This window comes from Confluentibacter sediminis (genome assembly GCF_003258355.1).
In the GTDB taxonomy this organism is placed as follows: domain Bacteria; phylum Bacteroidota; class Bacteroidia; order Flavobacteriales; family Flavobacteriaceae; genus Confluentibacter; species Confluentibacter sediminis.
Genome location: NZ_QKPO01000013.1, coordinates 90,563 through 109,899, shown reverse-complemented (window position 1 = coordinate 109,899; position 19,337 = coordinate 90,563). Strand labels below are relative to the sequence as shown.

The following is a 19,337-nucleotide window of genomic DNA, read 5'->3' as shown; positions in this document are numbered from 1 at the left end:
AAACAACAAATTACATGCTTTCTTTTTAATAGCCACAGTATTAATTGGTTATAATAATATAAATTTCAAAAAAAAGGCATGAAATGGTTTGGTTAAGAGGCTGTTTCGCTTAGTTGCTTTAAATAAAGGTGTTTGTAATAACCATCCCTATTTATTAAGGTGTCGTGAGTACCTTCTTGGACTATTTTCCCATCCTCTAATACAATTATTTTATCGGCATTTTTAGTAGATGATACTCTGTGACTCACTAAAACTGTTGTTTTGTCTGAAGTAATTTGATAGAGATTCTTCAATATTTTTTCTTCTGTTTCTGTGTCTACAGCCGATAAACAATCGTCAAATAGTAAAACCTTGGGTGATTTTATAACAGCTCGTGCAATGGAGATACGTTGTTTTTGTCCACCAGAAAGCGTAATACCTCGTTCACCAAGAATGGTGTCGTAACCGTGATTAAATTTAATAATATTTTTATGGACATGTGCTTTTTTTGCAGCTTCAATAACATCATCGTCCGTTGCGTCTTCTTTTCCGAATTTAATATTGTTTTTTATGGTGTCTGAAAATAGAAAAGCTTCTTGAGGGACATAACCAATACTATTTCTTAAATCTTGTAAATTATGTTGATTTATTTCGATGCCATCAATGAGTATGGAACCTGCATCAATATCATATAGTCTTCCTATTAATTCTAAGATGGTAGATTTTCCTGAGCCTGTTTTTCCTATAATAGCCAAGGTTTCTCCTGCCTTTATACTGAAGCTCACACCTTTTAAGGCTTCGATATTGGTGTCATCATACTTAAAAAACACATTATTGAAAGTAATATCGCCAATAACATGTGTATGTGTTTCAACCGTGTTTTTTATTTCAGGTTCAATAGTCAAAAATTCATTAATACGTTTTTGTGAAGCCTCGGCTTGTTGTACGATAGAAGTAACCCAACCAACTGTAGCGACTGGCCATGTAAGCATGTTTACATAAATAATAAACTCTGCTATGGTACCTAAACTCTCAATGTCGCCATTAATATATTGTTTACCACCAATATAAATAACCAATAAATTACTAACCCCAATAAGCAAAATCATCATAGGGAAAAATAAGGCCTCAATACTTACCAGATGTATCTGTTTTTCTTTATTTGTTGTAGAAAGTTCATCAAAATTAGCTGAGGTTTGAGCTTCAATGCTATAAGCTTTTATTACTGAAATACCACTAAATGTTTCTTGTGTGAATGATGATAGTTTTGATAAATATTGCTGTACTATGGTACTACGCTTGTGTATTTCTTTGCTTAATTTATAGATAGCGAAAGATAAAATAGGCAACGGTATAATGGTGTATATAGTAAGCATGGGAGCCTCATTAAACATATATGCCAAGGCTATAACAAAGAGAGCAATGGTATTAATACTGTACATGATAGCAGGGCCAGCATACATACGTACACGGCTAACATCTTCACTAATACGGTTCATTAAATCGCCCGTTCTGTTGTTTTTATAAAAGTTTAAAGAGAGTTTTTGGTAATGATCGTATACTTCATTTTTTAAATCGTATTCAATGTAACGCGAGACATTAATGATAGTCTGACGCATAAAAAAAGTAAGAATACCAGCAATAATAGCTGCACCAATGATGTAAAGGATAATTTCACCAAGTTCACCTTGGATGGTTCTATTACCAGTGTTTGCGCCCTCATTGTATTTTTCAACAACTTCAAAAATACGTTTTACATAACGTGGTGTATAAAGCAAAAAAATTCTAGCTATTATTGTGATAATAATGCCAATTACAAGATGGGTTTTGTATTTTAAAAAGTATTTATTGAGATGCTTTAATTCTTTCATTGTTGGCTTCACTAATAAGACAGCAAAGATACATGTTTAAAACAATAAATTCATTTTACACAGAATAGCTAACTGTTAAATATACCCTAAAGTATAATGAATAATAAAAAGCAAAATAGAAGTTGTTTTTTTTAAAATAGTATTATTTTTGCCGTTCAAAAGAAAAAATGATTTTATCTTTCTAATTTAAGTTCTTTGTAAATATGCTGAATAGAAGACATATTCGTGTGAAAGTTATGCAAACCATCTATGCCTTTAAGGGAGGTGAGAGTGACGATTTTAGTCCAAACCAAAAGTTTTTGCTTTTTAGCATAGATAATATGTACAATTTATACCTGTTATTGATATCACTTCTTATTGAAGTGCAAAAAAGAGCCGAAGAAGATTTACTGAAAAAGCAAAAGAAACATTTAGCTACTCAAGAAGACAAAAATCCTAATAGAAAGTTTGTGAATAATGAGTTACTACTTCAAATTAAGGAAAACCTACAACTTCAAAATCAATTAGAAACGCATAAAATAACCAATTGGGAGTTAGATGCAGAATATGTTGATGTTATTTTTAAAGCGATTACGGCTAGTGATTTATATAAAGACTATTTACAAACCAGAACGTCCAGTTTTAAGGAGGATAAAGAATTTATCGTAGACATTTTTAAAGAAGTTATCGCACCCAACGATAAACTTTACGAATATATCGAAGACAAAAACCTAACTTGGTTAGACGATCTTCCAACTATAAATACGACCATTTTAAAATTACTAAGAAAAGCGAAACCTTCAAATTCTGAAAGTCATTTTATCCCTAAGTTGTATAAAGATGTTGATGACAAACAATTTGCTATTGATTTATTTAGAAAAACGCTTCTTAACAAATCGGCTTTAAATAAAGAAGTGGAGTTAAAAACCCAAAATTGGGATTCAGACCGCATAGCTACAGTAGATTTTGTATTGTTGCAAATGGCTATTTGTGAACTTAAAAATTTCCCATCTATACCTGTTAAAGTAACAATAAACGAATATTTGGAAATAGCTAAAGAATATTCAACACCAAAAAGCAGTGTTTTTATTAATGGTATTTTAGATAAGTTGGTAAAAGAATATGAAGAAGGTGGAAAATTAAATAAAATAGGAAGAGGTTTGGTATAGTTTTCTGTTAAGAAACCTATAAAAATTTCTAATACACTAAATAATTACTACTTTTACAAACCTATAAAATGATAAAATTAGCTATTATGAAAAAAGTGATTTTCGGATTAAGCGCCTTATGCTTAGTGGTATTTACATCATGTAAAGAAGATGCATCAAAAAAGATTAATGAAGCCAATGTAGTTGTAGCTGCAGAAAGAGATGCAAGTTCAGGACAATTTCCAATTCTTCAATTTGAAGAAAAAGAGCATGACTTTGGTGAAATACCATCGGGTGTACCTGTAGAAACGGTGTTTAAATATAAAAATGTAGGTGATGCACCTCTAGTCATTACAGATATTAAAAGTTCATGTGGTTGTACAGTACCGCAAGATTGGTCTAGAGAACCGCTAGCAAAAGGTGAGAGTGGGCAATTCACTGTTAAGTTTAATGGAAGTGGTACGAATAAAATAACCAAGACCATTACGGTAATAGCTAATACAGAAAAAGGTGCAGAAACAGTCAATATAACTGCGTTTATTAAACCAAGCGCAAATGCTACGGCATCTACTTCCCCAAATGCAACATCCATTATGAATGCGGGAAAATAAGTTAAGTTTAGTACACAACCTGGTCACGAAGGCCATCATCACGATTAATTAAATAAAATATGGGAGATTTAGGAAAGTTTTTTCCGCTAATACTAATGTTTGTTGTAGTGTATTTTTTTATGATTGCACCACAAATGAAACGCGCAAAAAAAGAAAAAAAGTTTAATGCAGAATTAAAAAAAGGTGATAAAGTCGTCACCAAAAGTGGTTTGCATGGAAAAATTTTAGAGTTTAATGACAAAGACAGTACATGTATAATTGAAACAATGTCTGGAAAAGTGAAGTTTGAACGCTCATCAATTTCTATGGAAATGACAGAAAAAGTTAATAAAGCAATTACAGCATAAAATGCTATAATTAGTGATAATGAAAGCTTCCCGTTTAGGAAGCTTTTTTGTTTTTATTCCGTTTCAAATTAAAGTAATATGGGCATCTTAACCCTGTTTACTTGTAATTGGTTCTATGTTTTTGTACCTTTGCACCATGCAAAAAGGAATTCGGGAAAATAAAAATTACAGAATATTAAGTTTTAAATTTCTGGTTTTTAGAACACAATCGAATAAATTTATTCCTCCTGCTTTAATATCTTAAAGCAGTTAAAGAAACCATCATCTTTATTTTTATTGCTATAATTTTAATTGTTGAGCTTATATTTTTATGCTTAAACAATCCGAATTCTTTATTAAGAACACCCTTGCTTTCTAATATTTTTTAGAAAAAAACACTATTAAATTTTATGAACATACAAACCTTTGATGCTAGTTCGAAGCTATCGATTATGGATATTAAACGTGTAACTAATTTTTTATATGAACACTCTGGCACGCCCAGAGATAGCAAAAGCGCCATTAAAAAATCGTTGTTATATGCCATTAAAGAAATTTCAGGACTGGGTGGGTTTGTGTTTGTTTTAGAATATCAAAACGAAATTTCAGGAGTTTTGGTAATTAATAAAACTGGTATGAATGAATATATCCCAGAAAATATTTTGGTGTATCTGGTCATTAATGAAAAGTATTCTGAAGATGGAATTAAAGAGAGATTAATCAATTACGCCATTAATTATTGTAAAGGAGATATAGCACTTTATATTAATAAAGAGAGTCCAGAGTTACCTTGGTTTGAAAAAAAAGGGTTTAAAACTAGAAATATTGAAATGCGTTTAACACGTTAGTTAATTATTAAAAAATACAATATGAGAATTATTCAAGTAAAAAGAAAAACGATATATGAAAAACGGTACAGTTTAAAAATGGGTCAATTAAACACAAAAGTGACTTACATAAAAAAATATATGTTTGGCTTGCCTGTAAAAACATTGCATAAGTATAGAGAAACATATTATGGAGAAGTTAAAGACTGTAACGATTGTTTATTATTTATCTAACTATATAAATCAAATTAAAAACAAATAAATATTTTATGAAAATATTGGTAATAGGTGCCGGAAACATGGGATTAACATACGCAGAAGGTATGTCTAAATCGAGACTATTGAAGAAGAAAAATATCATGGTTTTAGATACGTCTGAGGAAAAATTAGAAGAACTTCATCTCATATCCCATTTTGATGCCTTTAGCGAATTAAAAGATTGTGTGCCACAAGCAGACATTATTTTTATCGCAGTAAAACCCTATCATGCCGAAAGCTTGTTTAAAGCAATAAAGCCTTTAGTAAATCCAGAACAAATCATTATTTCTATTATGGCTGGAGTAACGATAGCATCTATAAAAGAGTTTACGGGATTAACAAAAATAGTGAGAGCTATGCCAAATTTACCCGCTAAAATTGGTATGGGATTAACTTCTTTCGTGACATCGCCTGAAGTATCAAGAATAGAAATATTAACTATTGAAAGTTTACTAAGTACCACAGGAAAATCCATTCAAGTAAGCAGCGAAACACTTATAGATGCATCAACAGGTATTTCTGGGAGTGGTCCCGCTTATGTGTTTTATTTTATGCAGAGTATGATGGAAGCAGCACTTCAAATGGGATTTTCTAAAAATGATTCCACCGTTTTGGTAAGCCAAACCTTTATTGGGGCAGTCGAGCTTTTTAATCAATCTAACCTCTCTCCGAATTCTTGGATGGATATGGTCGCATCAAAAGGCGGTACAACAAGAGCAGCCTTAGACTCCATGGAAGATAATAACGTAAACGAATTAATTAAAGAAGCGGCATTTGCGGCTTTTAATCGTGCTATAGAACTAGGTAAAGAAAATAAACATGTATAAAGAAAGAATAGTTATTAAAGTTGGAACCAACGTCATGACCAACAATGATAACAGAATTGTTAGACCCGTATTAAGAAATTTGGTTAAGCAAATAGCCGAACTTTATGAAAGAAATATCATGACCATCTTGGTGTCTTCTGGTTCTGTAATTGCAGGTAAAGAGGTTTTAGGAAAATCTAAAATTAAAGATAGAACACAACGTAGGCAAGTCTATTCTGCCATTGGTCAACCCCGAATGATGCGATTGTATTACGATATTTTTCACGATTATGGTTTAAAATGCGCCCAAGTACTTCCTACAAAGCGAGATTTTAGTCCAGGGTTACACCGCCAAAATATGATTAATTGCTGTGAAGGCTTGCTATCAGAAGGTGTTATTCCCATAGCCAATGAAGATGATGCTGTGTCGGTTACCATGTCTATGTTTTCCGATAATGATGAGTTGGCCAGTTTAATTGCTCAATTAATGAAGGTTGATAAATTAATTATTCTAACAGATATAGATGGTGTGTATGATGGTCACCCAGATTCTGAAATCAGTCAAGTGATATCTAATATAGAGCCTGGCGAAAATTTAGATAAATTTATTAAAGACAGTAATAAAAATGAAGAAGAAGGTCGAGGAGGTATGGGTTCAAAATTAGATTATGCCCAACAGGCAGCCGCTAATAATATACCTACTTTTATTGCTAATGGTAAAAAAGAAAATACGATTATTGACATTATAGATGGTAAATGTGTAGGTACTAAAGTGGCACTTTAATGATTTGGCTGATTGGAATATACGATGTTGCTGTTTTTAAAGGCATTTGGTATCCTCTTCCATATTTTCCATTTTAATAGTGGCGGTGTTTTCTGTAACTTCTTCACAGTAGGTGTTATTGATAAAGGCTCCGGTTTCAAAAACTATTTGGACATAGGTATTTTTTCCAGATTCAACATTTACTTCAAACTTTTCAGATCGTTCCTTTGATTTTTTTCCACCAAATTGGACAGAACATTCATGTTTTCCAACAGGAACCTCATGTATAGAGTATTTTTTGTTATTTAATTTACACACAAACTGACCATCAATAAATGTTTTAAAAGCTGAAGCTGATCCCGCAAAACCTGTAGAGCGTAAAAAATAAATTTTTCCAGTTTCTATATTATTTGTGTCTTGAGCTTTAATGTATGAAGTAAAAATTAAAGAAATCATTAAAGTAAATATTAGTATTTTTTTCATTTTTTATTGTCGTTTTAAATGGTTAGTAATATTTTCCAAAAATAATATAAGTTATGATTTCTTTATCAAAAGTAAAATTATATTTTTCTCTTACAACTCAGTTTAAAAACATTAAGTAATATTCTTTAAAGCACCAATAAATAGTCTGTAGGCATAATATTGTAAAACTTCTTCAATAGCCAGTCTGAATGCTTTATATATGGGTTCTAAATTAGATTGTGCTCAGCAAGCAGTAGCTAATAATCTACTTACTTTTATTGCTAATGGTAAAAAATAAAATACAATTATTGATATTATAGATGGTAAATGTGTAGGTACTAAAGTGGCACTTTAATTGAAAGTTTTAATTGTTATAGGGTAGGAAAAACAGCTTTAAAACTGTTTTATTATCAAAGAGCATGAAATTAGGTTTATAACATTTAAAATTTTAAATTATGAAATCACTAAAAAATACATTGGCTTTCGTCGCACTATGTTTTTCTATCACTTTGATGGCTCAAGAATCGGAAGTATCATCAGAAACATCTTTAGATAAGACATCGTATTACAGAACTCGTGCTATGGAAGATGCTAAATTCGAGCAAGAATTTGAAGCTCAAACAGCTGATGAAGAAAAAGCCTTTTGGGACGAAAAAAAAACTTATGAAGACGAGTTAAAAAAGAAAGACAAAGAAGCTTATCAGGCTTATGTCCAAGGCAAAAAAGACGCTTATAAAGAGCATTACGACTATTGCGACGACCATTGTCACCATGGCGAACATTATTACACATATGCAACGGTTTATTACCGTCCATATCGCCATCGTTATGTTGTTTATAGACAATATCCTGCTGTAAGAACTCATGTGAGAGTGGTTACTCCACGAGTTCGGGTTGGTTTGTTTTAACTAAGTGATTTGAAAATAAAAAGGCTTCTAAATATGGAAGCCTTTTCATTTTTTAAGTATTGTTTAGCTATCATGATAGGAAACCGTTTCAATGGTTTGTGCTATACATGATTTTATAAAATCAAAAAATGTATTAAGCAATATGCTCTAAACCACCAGGAAACGGTCTGTAGGCATAATATTGTAACACCTCTTCCAATGCCAATTTTAAGGCTCTGTTAATGGGGACTATTTGGTTGCCCATATTAAAATCTATTTGATTGAGTTGCATATAGTAATCTGTAAACATGGGCACATACAGCCCTTTACTTATAGCTTCTATAGTATCTTGATACAAATTGGCTTGGTTTTCTTTAATTATCTTACAAGTCACCAAACGGTGTTGTCCATATTTATCCCTGGTAGCAGCATACCCAAAGAGCCTACAAATTAAACCACGGTATTTGTAATCACTACAATTTCCCATAGTGCTATCTATTAAATTTAACGGACTGTAAATATGGCAAATGGAATGTTTTTCTTTGGTATTTAATTCTTTAAGAGTGTCTTCGGCTTTTCCCATTAAAAACAAATGAAATGCCCAAGGTAAAAATTCTAGAGGAGAGGCTTCTATAGATGGACTTGTACAGCAGTTGCCGCATCCCGTTAAGCAATGTAATTTGGTTTGATTTTGAAACTTGGAAATTTCTAAATCAAGCTGTTCAAATAAGCCTTCAATCAACTTTATTTTGCTTTCTAAAGACATAGAATTTTTTCACGAATGTACGTTATAATTTGTCTGGTTGTTAGGGTGCTAAATTATTTATTTTAGAGGCTTTGTAAATTGAAAATCAACTAAAAAAATGTAGAAAAAACTTAACATTGGCGTGTGTGTTTATAGCATATCTTTGAGATGATAAGTATTTAAAAAAACATTATACCATGGAAGGGAATAATATGAATCAAAACGATGAGAATGACCAAATAAATAAGGGTCTGACGCCTGAGGATGAACAGGCTAACACGGGAGGAGTAGCCGATGCTCCTGAAGAAGTCTCATTGGTTGAAACTGAAGAAAAAGTAGCCGAAAAAACAAAGAAGCCTAAAAAGGATAAAAAGGCTGAGGATAAAAAGAAAAAAGAGAAAGCTAAAAAGGAAAAAGAAAAGGACAAAGCCAAAAAGAAAAAGAAAAAAGCGAAAGAGAAAGCAAAAGAAAAGGCTAAAAAGGAAAAAGCTAAAGCTAAAGAGAAAGCCAAAAAAAGTAAATCTAAAAAGAAGAAGAAAAAGTAATTTAATAAAAAAAACCACCTTGCTTTACAAAGTGGTCTTAGTACTATGGATTTTTAATAGGAATAGACATGCTATTGGTTAACAGAGATAAGTTTTACATCAAAAATTAGAACAGAACCACCAGGAATGCCATTGTAATTATTGTTTCCGTAGCCTAAATGGGCAGGAACTAAAAGAATACCGCTACCGCCTTCTTTAAAATAGGTGATACCCTCAGTCCATCCCTTAATAACTTGTTGTAGGTTAAATGAAACCCCGTCTGCATCGCTTTGGTCAAATACTGTTCCATTAAGAAAATAGCCTTTGTATGCCACGGTAACGTTATTATTTGCTGAAGGTTGTATGCCATCTCCAGGCTCATTGATAACATAGTATAACCCTGAACTGCTTTTTTGAGCATTTAAATCATGACTTTCAATATACGACAGAATATCTTCATTATTTTTTGTAGTATAATCAACGAGTTCGCTTTTTGCACATGCGGTCATTAGAAGTAGGGCAAATAAAAATAAGATGTTTTTCATAGTTTGTTTTTTTAATGGACAAATATAGAAACATGAAAGAAATTTGTAATGGATTTTAATTGTTAAAATAGAAATAAAAAACCACCTTGTTTTAACAAAGTGGTTTTTGAATTTATATAAATACGGAATGCTGTTTCAGCATTATAAAGCATTTATTTTATCATCTCATAACTACGTTTTATAAAATTGGTAAGCTCTTCACCTTTTAACAAACCTTGAGATAAACGTGCCAAGTCTAAACTCTGATTAATCAAGCGTTCTTGTTTGTTTTTAGTTTTTGTTTCTAAAATGTCGCTGACTAATTTAGAGTTGGTATTTACCACTAAGTTGTACATTTCTGGAAAACCTCCCATACCAAACATACCGCCGCCACCAGTTTGTTGCATTTCTTTCATACGGCGCATAAATTCAGGCTGTGTAATGATAAAGGGCGATGCTTGGCTATCCATAGCTTCTAATTGTACCATGAATTTTTCTGAAGGAATCACTTCTTTTAAAAGGGTTTCTAAAGCTGTTTGTTGCTCTTCCGTTAATTTAGAAATTTCGGTGTCTTCTTTTTGTATTAATTTGTTAATATGGTCGCCATCTACACGGGCAAACGAAATGTTTTCTTTCGTGCTTTCTAGTTTTTGAATTAAATGCGATACAATTGGGGAATCCAACAATAACACTTCATAACCTTTAGCCTTAGCAGTTTCAATATAACTGTGTTGTGCATCTTTATCTGAAGCATACAGAATCACCAATTTACCATCTTTATCTGTTTGATTGGCTTTTATTTTGTTGAATAATTCGTCATACGTATAGTAAGTGCCATCAACGGTTGGGTACAAGGCAAAATCACCAGACTTTTCGAAGAATTTTTCTTCCGAAAGCATGCCATATTCAATCACGATTTTAATATCGTTCCATTTCTTCTCGAAATCTTCACGGTTATTATTGAATAATGATTTTAATTTATCGGCCACTTTTCTAGTGATGTAAGATGAAATTTTCTTAACAGCTCCATCAGCTTGCAAGTAAGAACGCGATACATTTAATGGAATGTCTGGAGAATCAATCACACCACGAAGCATCGTTAAAAATTCTGGAACAATACCTTCTACATTGTCGGTTACATATACTTGGTTTTGATATAGCTGAATTTTATCTTTTTGGATATTCATATCCTGACCCATTTTTGGGAAATATAAAATACCTGTCAAATTAAATGGATAATCTACATTTAAATGGATGTTGAATAAAGGCTCTTCAAATTGCATGGGATACAATTCTCTGTAAAAACTTTTATAATCTTCATCTTTTAAATCAGCTGGTTGTTTGGTCCAAGCCGGATTTGGGTTGTTGATAATATCATCTACCGTAATTTTTTTATGAGGCTCTTTGGTTTCTTTGCCGTCTTTATCTGTAATCGTTTTTGGCTCAAAATCAGGATCGTTTATTTCCTTAGTCCCAAATTTAATGGGAATAGGCATAAACTTGTTGTATTTTAAAAGAAGCGTTCTTATACGGGATTCTTCTAAAAACTCCGTAGAATCTTCAGCGATGTGAAGGATGATTTCTGTACCTCTTTCGGTTTTATCTGAAGGTTCTAAAGTGAATTCTGGTGAACCATCACAAACCCAATGTGCCGCAGGTTCGTCTTTGTAAGATTTGGTGATGATTTCTACTTTTTCAGCCACCATAAACGCTGAGTAAAAACCTAATCCGAAATGACCAATAATACCAGAATCCTTAGCCGAATCTTTGTATTTATCCAAAAATTCTTCGGCACCAGAAAAAGCGACTTGGTTGATGTATTTTTCAACTTCTTCCGCTGTCATCCCTAAACCTTGGTCTATAATATGAAGTTTTTTACCTTCTTTATCAACCTTGATTTCAATTTTAGGGTTGCCATACTCGGTTTTTGCTTCACCAATACTGGTAAGGTGTTTTAATTTTAAAGTGGCATCTGTAGCGTTACTAACCAATTCACGTAAAAAGATTTCGTGATCGCTATACAGGAATTTTTTAATAAGTGGGAAGATATTCTCTACCGAAACATTAATATTTCCTTTTGTCATAATCTTATGTTTTTATTTGTCATTCCTGCAAAGACAGGAATCTAATTAATAATATTTTAAAACTTTCACTTTATTATTAGTCAACAAAAATGCCAAGAGTAAAAAAGTGACAAACTGACACCTCTTTTGTTAGGTGGTATATTATTGGAAAATCCATATTTAATTTTGTACTTTGTATAACTAAATAAGATATAAGCATGTATAATTCAAGAATAATTGGTTTAGGTAAATATGTGCCAGATCATGTGGTGACGAATGACGATTTATCTAAAATAATGGATACCAGTGATGAATGGATTCAAGAACGCACAGGTATCAAAGAACGTCGATGGATTCAAGAAGGAACAGATGATACCTCCGCCGTTATGGGTGCAAAAGCCGCTAGAATAGCTATAGAACGTGCCGATTTAACAAAAGATGATATCGATTTTATTGTATTTGCTACGTTGAGCCCTGATTATTATTTTCCTGGTTGTGGCGTTCAAATCCAAGATATGCTGGATATGAAAACTGTAGGGGCATTGGATGTTAGAAATCAATGTTCGGGGTTTATATATGCTATTTCTGTGGCAGATCAATTTATTAAAACGGGGATGTACAAAAATGTACTTGTTATTGGTGCAGAGTATCATAGTAATGGACTGGATAAAACCACGAGAGGTAGGGGTGTGACCGTTATTTTTGGTGATGGAGCTGGAGCATGTGTGTTAACTAGAGAAGAAGATAATACCAAAGGGATTTTATCTACACATTTGCATAGTGAAGGTAAATATGCCGATAAATTAATTGTGGCGTCTCCAAGCATAGCACACTGGATTCCAGAGATTATGCAATCTCCAGAAGAAGATGTGTCTTATTTTCCATATATGGATGGTACATTTGTTTTTAAACATGCCGTCGTGCGTTTTAGTGAAGCAATTATGGAGGGATTAATGGCCAATAATCTTAAAAAGGAAAATATAGATATGCTTATTCCGCATCAAGCCAATTTAAGAATAGCGCAATTTATCCAACATAAATTCGGTTTGCGAGACGATCAGGTTTTTAATAATATTATGAAGTATGGCAATACAACGGCAGCATCCGTCATTATTGCGCTTACTGAGGCATGGGAAGAAGGTAAGATAAAAGAAGGAGACCACGTAGTTTTGGCAGCTTTTGGTAGTGGGTTTACTTGGGGAAGTGCCATTATTAAATGGTGAAAAATTAAAAAATCCGAAAAACTGGAGAGATTTCGGATTTTTCTAGCCATTAATCATTTTTAATTAACACTAACCTTTTTTTCGAATTTTTTATTGTGGTGACTAACTCAAATAATTATTAATTCGGAGATTGGTTAGTTTTTAAACGTCATTTAGTAAGTATATATTGTGCATTTTTTTAATTTTTTTATAAAACTTAACACAGTTTATTTTTTTTCGTAGAAATAATCACTTTTTCCATACTCATTGGTTTCTTTAGAATGGAGGAGGATGGAAATTTTATCGTAAGATAATTCATTTGATGTGAATGCTTCTTTTGGTTTTTTTATTTGAACCATATAACCATACATATTGCTGCCTCTAGCATATTCCTTTATTTTAGTAATGTTCAAGATCTCTGCCTCTTTATTGTTTATTTTAATGAGTAGCTCGTTCAATTGAATGGAAGAAGGGGCTATATCTATAATGTTTTGGTCATTGGTGTTTTGCTTAAGATTCAATCCTTTGGTTAAACTCATGGGTCTAAAATATATATAATAGGTTTCCTTAGGACTAACTTGGGGTTCAAAGACATTAACGCCATATATCTCCATACGTTCATATTGAGGGTTTATTTCTAGATTGCTATAAGCAGGGATGTTCCAAGCCCAATATTCTAATTTTGTTTTGCCGTAATCGGATGTTTTAATGGCATATAAACAGTAGTAATGACCTTTAGGTACAGTTAACGAAAAATGTCCATTTTGGTCCGATAATGTTTCATAAAGGTTTTCAAAATTTTCATTTTTTAATCTTACGGAAACACTATCCATTGGAACATTGTTGAAGTCTGTGACCTGTCCATATATTCTTATGGAATCTTCTGCAGACATAACGTATATATTGAAGCATAGGAGCACTAGGAAGGTAATTGTCTTTTTCATTTGTGTTTTGATTTTTAGATGGATTTCATACATAGATTCAGTAGTTTTGTAGATGTTACACCTGGAAAATAAATTTTTATGTATGAATAAAAAAACCTTAGTAATTGGTGCGTCATTAAATCCTTCGAGATATTCAAATTTGGTTATTCAGAAATTGATAGCTCATGAGTATGAAGTGGTAGCCATTGGCAGGAAGGAAGGCGTCATTGCAGGTGTGAAAGTTGATACCGAACAGTTGCCTTATAAAGATGTGGATACAGTAACTCTTTATGTCAATCCAATAAATCAAAAAGAGTTTTACAATTATATTATTAGTTTGAAACCCAAACGGGTCATTTTTAACCCCGGCACAGAAAATTCAGAGTTGTATAAAATTTTAAAAGAAAATAATATCGATTTTGAAATAGCGTGTTCTTTAGTGTTGCTTTCTACGAATCAGTATTAAACCTAAAAAGGTGAAAATGCCGTTTACGATTAATAACTCATATCCAAACTTATAGCCTCCTAAATAATCTGAAGGAATATTGGCTATAATATAACATAGTATCACAGAGGCTATGGCTACATAAGGCACCAAACGGTCTTTGATTTTGAATTTTGTGAGTATTCCGAAAGCAAATAAGCCTAATAAGGGACCATAAGTATAACCAGCAACTGTTAATATGCCACTAATCACGCTTTGGTTTAATACATAATAGAAGCAAATAATGACCAAAACCATTAAAACACTCATGCCAATATGTACTTTTTTACGTGTGCGTTTTTGGGTGTTTTCTGGTCGTTTTTCAATATTTAAAAAGTCTATGCAAAATGAGGTTGTTAATGCCGTTAAAGCACTATCTGCACTAGAATAGGCTGCAGCAATCAATCCTAAAGTGAAGAATATGGCAACAGGTAAGCCAAGATTGGAATGCAGGGCAATTTCCGGATATAATAAGTCTGTTTTTACAACGCCATCAACCATAGGAATACTGATGCCCTTAGTTTCAGCGTAAACAAATAATAAGGCACCTAACAGCAAAAACACAAAATTAACAAAGATTAAAATGATGCTAAAAGACACCATGTTTTTTTGAGCATCTTTTAAGGATCTGCAGGTTAGATTTTTCTGCATCATATCTTGATCTAACCCCGTCATACAAATAGCAATAAACATACCTCCCAAAAATTGTTTGATGAAATGATTTTTAGCGAGTATATCTTCAAAAAAGAAAACTTTGTCGTATTTTTTAATGGCATCACTACCAATAAAATCGCCTAAACCCCATCCCATTTCTTGGTATATTAAAACAATGGTAACCACTAAAGCCACCAACATAAGCAAGGTTTGTATGGTGTCCGTCCATACCACGGTTTTAACCCCACCTTTAAATGTGTAAATTAAAATGAGTGCTACAGAAATAATAACAGTGATTGGAAATGGGAAATTCCAATATTTAAAAACAAATTCATGCAAGACACTGGCTACTAAAAACAATCTAAAAGCCGACCCAAGAACGCGAGATAAAAAGAAGAACCCAGCACCTGTTTTATGACTTGTCATGCCAAATCTATTACCTAAATATTCGTAAATAGACGTCACATTAAGTCTGTAATATATTGGCATTAGAACAAAGGCGATGACCATATAGCCTAATAAATAACCTAGTACAACTTGCATGTATCCAAACATGTTGCTGCCTACATCTCCAGGAACAGATATAAAAGTAACACCGCTTAACGAGGCGCCTATCATACCAAAAGCGACTAGAAACCAAGGAGACGATTTATTTGCCCTAAAAAACGAATCGTTACTGTCTTCTTTGCCAGTTAAGTAAGATACAAAAATTAAAATACCAAAATAAACAGCTATTAAAATAAGGACGTGAATTGGTTGCATAACTTAAATTAGGTAGCCGAAATATACAAAAATACCAGTCAAAACAATTGCTAATATTTTGAAATGCTTTGCCATTCATAATTAAAGGTAAAATTGTAAATTCGCAACTTATGGAATTCTCATCAAAACTTCTAGAACGTGCTGTAAACGAAATGTCTCAACTTCCAGGTATTGGTAAGCGTACCGCTTTACGTTTGGTTTTGCATTTATTAAGGCAGCCAAAAGAGCAAACTCTAGCCCTTTCTGAAGCCTTGCAAACCATGCGGAGCGACATTAAATTTTGTAAATCATGCCATAATATTAGCGATGTAGAGTTGTGTGATATGTGTTCAAATCCTAATCGGAATGAACATATTATATGTGTGGTGGAAGATATAAGGGACGTTATGGCCATAGAAAATACCAGTTCGTTTAAAGGATTGTACCATGTTTTAGGAGGGAAAATTTCACCCATGGATGGTATTGGTCCTCATGATTTAAATATAGAATCCTTAGTTGAAAAAGTAAAACAGGGCAAAGTGAAAGAACTCATATTTGCATTAAGTTCTACCATGGAAGGTGATACGACTAATTTTTATATCTATCGAAAAATTCAAGCATACCCAGTTATTACATCGACCATAGCAAGGGGAATTTCTGTTGGAGATGAATTGGAATATGCCGACGAGATTACTTTAGGACGTAGTATTGTGAACAGAATTCCATTTGAAGCTACCCTGAAATCATAGAGGATATTTAACTCTCCGTTATTATAGTAAACTGATAATGTTCTCTGTTTCCTGTAACCTTGTTCAAAAAGTATCTAGAAGACTATTACAGCCATTGATGCCGAAATTATGACTATAGTGAGACTAAAATTTTACATTTCTGGAAATAATAAAAAACGAGGTGTGTCGATATGCTCTCTTCCAATAAAATGAATAAAAAGTGAAAACAAGTTTTGTCAAAATAGGTGATTGTTCCGTCTTATGCCCTTAATCTTGAGAATAAGGATGAAATTATTTTAGATGCCAAGACCTTAAGTTACAAAAATATAATAGGCGTTATTGAAGATGGATGTTAAAGTAAGTTGTTGACTTGTAAAATATTATCCAATAATTCAAACGTTATAATATGGAGTGATACAGTTATTGGTAGAGGTGAGGCGATTGTTTTCAGTTAGTTTTAATTGTTGATTATCTAAAGAAATTATTGATTTTTCACTAATTTTGCAACACGAATTAAAACGGCAACATAATATAGATATGGCAAAGTTTGAACTTAAATTACCAAAAATGGGAGAAAGTGTTGCAGAAGCAACCATCACATCATGGTTAAAAGAAGTTGGAGATCCCATTGAACTTGATGAAGCTGTTTTGGAAATCGCCACAGATAAAGTAGATAGTGAAGTGCCAAGCGAAGTAGAAGGTGTTTTGGTTGAAAAACGCTTTAATGTAGATGAGGTCGTTCAGGTTGGAGATGTTATAGCCATTATTGAAACAGAAGGTGGTTTGCAAGAGGAATCTTCTTCATCTTTTGAGGAATCGTTCATGGAAGAACCTGTTGAAGTTATAGAACAAACTATTCAGGCTGCGAAAGAAACTATTAGCCCAATAGCTTCAAGTGAAGGTCGATTTTATTCACCTTTAGTTAAAAATATAGCTAAGCAAGAAGGAATTTCCCAAACTGAATTAGATACTGTAACTGGTACTGGTAAAGAAGGTCGGGTTACTAAAGATGATATTTTGGCATATGTAGAGGCTAGATCTAATGGGCAAGATTCCATGGAGCCTAAAGTTGAAACGTCCTCGACTCCAAATAAAGTTGAAGACCAGATTGCTGAAATTCAAGCTCCTGTTCAATCGCAATCCGAGCCCATTAAAAAAGAAGAAGCTTTTAAACAAAGTGTCGTAGCAGATGTGACTAAAGTTGCGAAAGCTCCAGTCATGCCAAGCGGTGAAGATGATATTATGGAGATGACTAGAATGGGGAAAATCATTTCACATCATATGATGGAGTCCATTCAAACATCCGCGCACGTTCAAAGTTTTATTGAGGCAGATGTGACAAAAATATGGAACTGGAGAAATAAGGTTAAAGATAGCTTCAAAAATCGTGTAGGTGAAAATTTAACGTTTACGCCTATTTTTATGGAGGCCATAGCTAAAGCCCTTCGAGATTATCCGATGATGAATATCTCTGTTCAAGGAGATAAAATAATCAAGAAGAAAAACATTAATTTAGGGATGGCGGCATCGTTACCTGATGGCAATTTGATTGTTCCTGTTATTAAAAATGCCGACCAACTTAATTTACTTGGTATGACAAAGCAGGTTAACGACTTGGCTAATCGTGCCAGAATGGGAAAATTAAAGCCAGACGATACACAAGACGGTACTTATACGGTAACCAATGTCGGTTCTTTTGGAAGTATCATGGGCACACCAATAATCAATCAACCCCAAGTTGGTATTTTGGCACTTGGTGCCATAAGGAAAATGCCAGCTGTCATTGAAACGGCAGAAGGCGATTTTATTGGTATCCGTTATAAAATGATTTTATCCCATTCTTACGATCATAGAGTTGTTAATGGTGCTCTTGGGGGGCAATTTGTAAAAGCCGTTAAAGATTATTTAGAGGCTTGGGATAGTAATAGGGAAATTTAATGTTTGTTATATTATATGTAAAATCCAATCTGTAAAACGGTTGGTTTTTTTGTTTTCTACACTTTTCAATTTATTATCTTTACATTTTTGTAAAATATAGCTCATGCAACTTAATTTAACTAAGCCCATCTGTTTTTTCGATCTAGAAACTACCGGTGTCAATATAACAACCGATAGAATTGTAGAAATTGCTGTCCTTAAAGTCTTTCCTAATGGAAAAGAAGACAGTAAAACCTGGTTGGTAAACCCAGGGGTGCCTATTCCTAAAGAGGTAACGGCCATTCATGGCATTACAGATGAAGATGTTGCCGATAAACCAACATTTAAAGAAGTCGCTAAAGATATTTATAATATGATTAAGGATTCAGATTTAGGAGGTTTTAATTCCGATAGATTTGATATTCCATTACTAGCGGAAGAGATGTTACGTGCCGATGTTGATTTTGATATGAAAAACAGATTGTCCATAGACGTACAAACCATTTTTCATAAAATGGAACAACGTACATTGAGTGCTGCGTATCAATTTTATTGCAATAAAGAATTGGAAGGGGCTCATGGTGCTGAAGCAGATACCAATGCTACTTACCAAGTTTTAAAAGCCCAAATAGACAAATACAAGGAACTTGAAAATGACACCAAGTTTTTATCGGAGTTTAGTACCAGAAAACAATTTGCTGATTTTGCAGGCTTTATTGGTTACAATAAAAAAGGAGAAGAATGTTTTGCTTTTGGTAAGCATAAAGGCAAATTAGTGACAGAAGTCTTGGAAGCTGAACCTGGTTATTTTGGGTGGTTATTAAATGCCGATTTTCCGTTGTACACAAAAAAAGTGCTGACAGCTATCAAATTGAGAAATTTTAATAATAAGTTAGGTTAAAAGTTACTTCAACT

At 33.0% G+C, this 19,337-nt stretch carries 21 protein-coding genes; 14 read left to right on the top strand and 7 right to left on the bottom strand.

Annotated elements, in window-relative coordinates; translation table 11 throughout:
* Positions 1-92 precede the first annotated feature (92 nt).
* Complete coding sequence (locus DKT72_RS12535) at positions 93-1,850, bottom strand: ABC transporter ATP-binding protein (RefSeq protein WP_111309086.1); 1,758 nt, start codon at positions 1,848-1,850, stop codon at positions 93-95.
* Positions 1,851-2,053: 203 nt separating this feature from the next.
* Between DKT72_RS12535 and nusB the strand changes: the two genes are divergently transcribed.
* The 7 genes from nusB (at position 2,054) to proB (ending at position 6,589) form a co-directional block, all read left to right on the top strand.
* Positions 2,054-2,998: a transcription antitermination factor NusB gene (gene nusB / locus DKT72_RS12530; protein ID WP_235841698.1), complete on the top strand. Its 945-nt coding sequence runs from the start codon at positions 2,054-2,056 to the stop codon at positions 2,996-2,998.
* Positions 2,999-3,084: 86 nt separating this feature from the next.
* On the top strand, positions 3,085-3,588 hold the full coding sequence (locus tag DKT72_RS12525; protein WP_111309156.1) for a DUF1573 domain-containing protein: 504 nt from the start codon (positions 3,085-3,087) through the stop codon (positions 3,586-3,588).
* Between the two features lie 59 nt (positions 3,589-3,647).
* Positions 3,648-3,935: a preprotein translocase subunit YajC gene (gene yajC / locus DKT72_RS12520; RefSeq protein WP_111309085.1), complete on the top strand. Its 288-nt coding sequence runs from the start codon at positions 3,648-3,650 to the stop codon at positions 3,933-3,935.
* Between the two features lie 389 nt (positions 3,936-4,324).
* Positions 4,325-4,762 carry a GNAT family N-acetyltransferase gene (locus DKT72_RS12515; protein ID WP_111309084.1) on the top strand — a complete coding sequence of 146 codons (438 nt, stop codon included), beginning with the start codon at positions 4,325-4,327 and terminating at the stop codon, positions 4,760-4,762.
* 21 nt (positions 4,763-4,783) lie between these two features.
* The gene (locus DKT72_RS12510) at positions 4,784-4,975 is read left to right on the top strand and encodes a hypothetical protein (RefSeq protein WP_111309083.1); all 192 of its coding nucleotides are present in this window, start codon (positions 4,784-4,786) and stop codon (positions 4,973-4,975) included.
* Between the two features lie 35 nt (positions 4,976-5,010).
* Positions 5,011-5,826 carry a pyrroline-5-carboxylate reductase gene (gene proC / locus DKT72_RS12505; RefSeq protein WP_111309082.1) on the top strand — a complete coding sequence of 272 codons (816 nt, stop codon included), beginning with the start codon at positions 5,011-5,013 and terminating at the stop codon, positions 5,824-5,826.
* Positions 5,819-6,589 carry a glutamate 5-kinase gene (gene proB, locus DKT72_RS12500; protein ID WP_111309081.1) on the top strand — a complete coding sequence of 257 codons (771 nt, stop codon included), beginning with the start codon at positions 5,819-5,821 and terminating at the stop codon, positions 6,587-6,589. The genes proC and proB overlap by 8 nt, the downstream gene beginning before the upstream one ends.
* A 36-nt stretch (positions 6,590-6,625) precedes the next feature.
* Here proB and DKT72_RS12495 read toward each other — a convergent pair whose 3' ends face one another.
* The gene (locus DKT72_RS12495) at positions 6,626-7,051 is read right to left on the bottom strand and encodes a DUF2846 domain-containing protein (RefSeq protein WP_111309080.1); all 426 of its coding nucleotides are present in this window, start codon (positions 7,049-7,051) and stop codon (positions 6,626-6,628) included.
* Positions 7,052-7,485: 434 nt separating this feature from the next.
* Here DKT72_RS12495 and DKT72_RS12490 point away from each other — a divergent pair, with 434 nt between their 5' ends.
* Positions 7,486-7,938: a hypothetical protein gene (locus DKT72_RS12490; protein ID WP_111309079.1), complete on the top strand. Its 453-nt coding sequence runs from the start codon at positions 7,486-7,488 to the stop codon at positions 7,936-7,938.
* Between the two features lie 133 nt (positions 7,939-8,071).
* Here DKT72_RS12490 and DKT72_RS12485 read toward each other — a convergent pair whose 3' ends face one another.
* Positions 8,072-8,683 carry a YkgJ family cysteine cluster protein gene (locus tag DKT72_RS12485; RefSeq protein ID WP_111309078.1) on the bottom strand — a complete coding sequence of 204 codons (612 nt, stop codon included), beginning with the start codon at positions 8,681-8,683 and terminating at the stop codon, positions 8,072-8,074.
* Between the two features lie 176 nt (positions 8,684-8,859).
* Here DKT72_RS12485 and DKT72_RS12480 point away from each other — a divergent pair, with 176 nt between their 5' ends.
* Positions 8,860-9,207, top strand: a complete 348-nt coding sequence (locus DKT72_RS12480) for a hypothetical protein (RefSeq protein ID WP_162623312.1) — start codon at positions 8,860-8,862, stop codon at positions 9,205-9,207.
* 71 nt (positions 9,208-9,278) lie between these two features.
* On the opposite strand, the gene DKT72_RS12475 is transcribed toward DKT72_RS12480, so the two are convergent.
* Complete coding sequence (locus DKT72_RS12475) at positions 9,279-9,731, bottom strand: FKBP-type peptidyl-prolyl cis-trans isomerase (RefSeq protein ID WP_111309077.1); 453 nt, start codon at positions 9,729-9,731, stop codon at positions 9,279-9,281.
* Positions 9,732-9,883: 152 nt separating this feature from the next.
* On the bottom strand, positions 9,884-11,794 hold the full coding sequence (htpG, locus tag DKT72_RS12470) for a molecular chaperone HtpG (RefSeq protein WP_111309076.1): 1,911 nt from the start codon (positions 11,792-11,794) through the stop codon (positions 9,884-9,886).
* Between the two features lie 197 nt (positions 11,795-11,991).
* On the opposite strand from htpG, the gene DKT72_RS12465 reads away from it, so the two are divergent.
* Positions 11,992-12,996, top strand: coding sequence for a 3-oxoacyl-ACP synthase III family protein (locus tag DKT72_RS12465; RefSeq protein WP_111309075.1), 1,005 nt, complete (start codon positions 11,992-11,994; stop codon positions 12,994-12,996).
* A 206-nt stretch (positions 12,997-13,202) separates the two neighbouring features.
* Here DKT72_RS12465 and DKT72_RS12460 read toward each other — a convergent pair whose 3' ends face one another.
* Positions 13,203-13,919, bottom strand: a complete 717-nt coding sequence (locus DKT72_RS12460) for a carboxypeptidase-like regulatory domain-containing protein (protein ID WP_162623311.1) — start codon at positions 13,917-13,919, stop codon at positions 13,203-13,205.
* Positions 13,920-14,001: 82 nt separating this feature from the next.
* On the opposite strand from DKT72_RS12460, the gene DKT72_RS12455 reads away from it, so the two are divergent.
* Positions 14,002-14,364, top strand: a complete 363-nt coding sequence (locus DKT72_RS12455; RefSeq protein ID WP_111309073.1) for a CoA-binding protein — start codon at positions 14,002-14,004, stop codon at positions 14,362-14,364.
* On the opposite strand, the gene DKT72_RS12450 is transcribed toward DKT72_RS12455, so the two are convergent.
* Positions 14,335-15,798 carry a sodium:solute symporter gene (locus DKT72_RS12450; protein WP_111309072.1) on the bottom strand — a complete coding sequence of 488 codons (1,464 nt, stop codon included), beginning with the start codon at positions 15,796-15,798 and terminating at the stop codon, positions 14,335-14,337. The two genes, DKT72_RS12455 and DKT72_RS12450, sit on opposite strands and share 30 nt — an antisense overlap.
* A 110-nt stretch (positions 15,799-15,908) precedes the next feature.
* Here DKT72_RS12450 and recR point away from each other — a divergent pair, with 110 nt between their 5' ends.
* The 3 genes from recR to DKT72_RS12435 all read left to right on the top strand — a co-directional run bounded on the left by recR (position 15,909) and on the right by DKT72_RS12435 (position 19,323).
* The gene (gene recR / locus DKT72_RS12445; protein ID WP_111309154.1) at positions 15,909-16,526 is read left to right on the top strand and encodes a recombination mediator RecR; all 618 of its coding nucleotides are present in this window, start codon (positions 15,909-15,911) and stop codon (positions 16,524-16,526) included.
* A gap of 516 nt (positions 16,527-17,042) precedes the next feature.
* Entirely contained in the window at positions 17,043-18,443 is a 1,401-nt protein-coding gene (locus DKT72_RS12440; RefSeq protein ID WP_111309071.1) for a dihydrolipoamide acetyltransferase family protein, read from the top strand.
* 103 nt (positions 18,444-18,546) lie between these two features.
* Complete coding sequence (locus DKT72_RS12435; protein ID WP_111309070.1) at positions 18,547-19,323, top strand: 3'-5' exonuclease; 777 nt, start codon at positions 18,547-18,549, stop codon at positions 19,321-19,323.
* The last annotated feature ends 14 nt before the right edge of the window (positions 19,324-19,337 follow it).

Coding starts and splice junctions, on each gene's coding strand:
- DKT72_RS12535 (WP_111309086.1), bottom strand. CDS start 1,850: ATGAAAGAATTAAAGCATCTCAATAAATACTTTTTAAAATACAAAACC.
- DKT72_RS12490 (WP_111309079.1), top strand. CDS start 7,486: ATGAAATCACTAAAAAATACATTGGCTTTCGTCGCACTATGTTTTTCT.
- DKT72_RS12515 (WP_111309084.1), top strand. CDS start 4,325: ATGAACATACAAACCTTTGATGCTAGTTCGAAGCTATCGATTATGGAT.
- DKT72_RS12465 (WP_111309075.1), top strand. CDS start 11,992: ATGTATAATTCAAGAATAATTGGTTTAGGTAAATATGTGCCAGATCAT.
- DKT72_RS12435 (WP_111309070.1), top strand. CDS start 18,547: ATGCAACTTAATTTAACTAAGCCCATCTGTTTTTTCGATCTAGAAACT.
- DKT72_RS12525 (WP_111309156.1), top strand. CDS start 3,085: ATGAAAAAAGTGATTTTCGGATTAAGCGCCTTATGCTTAGTGGTATTT.
- DKT72_RS12440 (WP_111309071.1), top strand. CDS start 17,043: ATGGCAAAGTTTGAACTTAAATTACCAAAAATGGGAGAAAGTGTTGCA.
- DKT72_RS12460 (WP_162623311.1), bottom strand. CDS start 13,919: ATGAAAAAGACAATTACCTTCCTAGTGCTCCTATGCTTCAATATATAC.
- yajC (WP_111309085.1), top strand. CDS start 3,648: ATGGGAGATTTAGGAAAGTTTTTTCCGCTAATACTAATGTTTGTTGTA.
- DKT72_RS12485 (WP_111309078.1), bottom strand. CDS start 8,683: ATGTCTTTAGAAAGCAAAATAAAGTTGATTGAAGGCTTATTTGAACAG.
- DKT72_RS12510 (WP_111309083.1), top strand. CDS start 4,784: ATGAGAATTATTCAAGTAAAAAGAAAAACGATATATGAAAAACGGTAC.
- DKT72_RS12475 (WP_111309077.1), bottom strand. CDS start 9,731: ATGAAAAACATCTTATTTTTATTTGCCCTACTTCTAATGACCGCATGT.
- proC (WP_111309082.1), top strand. CDS start 5,011: ATGAAAATATTGGTAATAGGTGCCGGAAACATGGGATTAACATACGCA.
- DKT72_RS12455 (WP_111309073.1), top strand. CDS start 14,002: ATGAATAAAAAAACCTTAGTAATTGGTGCGTCATTAAATCCTTCGAGA.
- recR (WP_111309154.1), top strand. CDS start 15,909: ATGGAATTCTCATCAAAACTTCTAGAACGTGCTGTAAACGAAATGTCT.
- DKT72_RS12450 (WP_111309072.1), bottom strand. CDS start 15,798: ATGCAACCAATTCACGTCCTTATTTTAATAGCTGTTTATTTTGGTATT.
- proB (WP_111309081.1), top strand. CDS start 5,819: ATGTATAAAGAAAGAATAGTTATTAAAGTTGGAACCAACGTCATGACC.
- htpG (WP_111309076.1), bottom strand. CDS start 11,794: ATGACAAAAGGAAATATTAATGTTTCGGTAGAGAATATCTTCCCACTT.
- DKT72_RS12495 (WP_111309080.1), bottom strand. CDS start 7,051: ATGAAAAAAATACTAATATTTACTTTAATGATTTCTTTAATTTTTACT.
- DKT72_RS12480 (WP_162623312.1), top strand. CDS start 8,860: ATGGAAGGGAATAATATGAATCAAAACGATGAGAATGACCAAATAAAT.
- nusB (WP_235841698.1), top strand. CDS start 2,054: ATGCTGAATAGAAGACATATTCGTGTGAAAGTTATGCAAACCATCTAT.